General features: G+C 60.3%; 1 protein-coding gene. It reads right to left on the reverse strand.

Annotation, left to right across the window (positions count from 1 at the left end):
* Positions 1–426: 426 nt before the first annotated feature.
* Entirely contained in the window at positions 427–1611 is a 1185-nt protein-coding gene (locus tag BQ17_RS12745; protein WP_256091589.1) for an NnrS family protein, read from the reverse strand.
* Positions 1612–1771: the final 160 nt, after the last annotated feature.

A 1771-nucleotide genomic window follows, 5' to 3' on the forward strand; every position in this document is an offset into this window, starting at 1 on the left:
TGGCGCCGCGATCGATTTGACGCCCGACGCGCGCAATCGCCGCTTAAGTTCCAAACAGAATGGCGCACTACACTAGGGCATGTTGACATTTACGAATCGCATCAGCCAGGTAGACCAGGACGCGCCATACCCAATTTCGACCTACCTGGCTCTCCAACAGCTGGTTGGGCGTAGATATCAGATTAAATGTCAACACGCCCTAGAGTGCGCCGGCAAAGCGGCGCGGGCGAATCGAGCTGCACCGACAGGGAATACCAGTAGTGGTTGCTTAGGAGCCCAAGCGTCAGAGTTTACCCGCGCCGCGGCGACGGTGCTTTCCCCTGGCCGCAATGCCTGGTTGGGGATGGAGCCTTGCCGAATCCAAAGCGGCGGCGAGCAACTGCCGATCGTTTCCTATCAGACCGTAAGCGAAGCTCCACGCGCCTGCTAATCCGGCCGACCGTCCGCACGTGGGGCGATCAGGATCGGCACGTAGACCCAAAGGAAGAGCGCGAAGGCCAGCGTCCACAGGGTCCCGGAGGCAAGCGTCCAGGTCCCGTATTGCGCGGGAAAGAAGAGCGCCATGAAGACCCTGAACCAGGCTGCCGCATTCAGGAGGATGAAGGCAATGTTCGTAAGCATGGACGAGCGCATCGCGCGCCCCGTGTGACCGAGCGAGACCCGCGCCATCATGCCGAGGGTGAATCCCCCGAGAGCGCCGACCGTGAGGGCGTGGAACGCCGGGAACGCTGGTAAGTGACCCAGGCCGGCAAGCCCATCGAGGGCGAACCCGACAATCAACCAAATGTACCCTGCGTAGAGCACGGCAAGGATGGGTATGCTCCAGACTCGAGCGTCGTGCCAGCCGGCAAGACGCATGGCCTGAACCAACGCAAGCGATAACGCGATCGCGCCCGCGAGCTCCGACGACGGGAGCAGCAGGTTGGTGACCAACCAAAGGGAGGCGAGGGCGAAGGTGAACCGCTCCACGATGACTCGACTCCGCGGTCGAGCGCCTGCCACCCCTCGCTCCGTGAAGAAGGGCATGACCCTGCCGGAGACGATCAAGAGCGTTAGCAGGGTAGCGTCGAGCATTAAGCGGATCCCTCGCGGCGCAGTATCCTGGGTAACTCCGATCGCCTGGAGGTGGACCAGGAGTGAGGCAAGGGTCATGACGGCAAGCAGGGCGAGGAAGACCCGGTTGACCTTGTTCCGTCCGTGCCAAAGTGGCTGGTACAGGCTAAGCGCGAGGGCTGGGAAGAAGGCGACGTTCAAGGCCGCAACGGCAACTTCCGGCAGCGGGAGGAAGGGGGCGATGCGCCCCGCGAGCCACAGACCCGTCAACGCAGCCAGTGCGATGCCGGTAGGAGTTTCGATGCCGGTCCAGTTGCGTACCGCAGTAAGCAGAAATCCGGCGATCACCGCGGCTGTGTAACCAAAAAGCATCTCATGAGCGTGCCAGGTGCTGCCGCTGTAGTAAGATCCGAAAGGAATCCAGGCTTCGAGCATACCGATCCACGCGGCCAGCAAGAGCAAAGCCGAGAATCCTGCGCCCAGAAAAAAGGGCCGGAATCCAAGCACGAATAGGCTCATCCGCTTGCGGGGAATATTGGCAAGTATCTCTGGCATCATCCAACTCCGTAAGCAAAGAAAAAATGTTATCTGCGCTATGCCTGGTATGCCCTTGATTCGTGTCAATCGAGGGGTTTCCCCTTAGAGGCTGTCTAAAAACTAACCTATTGATTTTCTAATGGCATTGATTTTCGGCTGGCTCCCCAGGCTCCAGCGTGGG

It is taken from the genome of Candidatus Thiosymbion oneisti (assembly GCF_900092655.1).
GTDB lineage: Bacteria > Pseudomonadota > Gammaproteobacteria > Chromatiales > Chromatiaceae > Thiosymbion > Thiosymbion oneisti.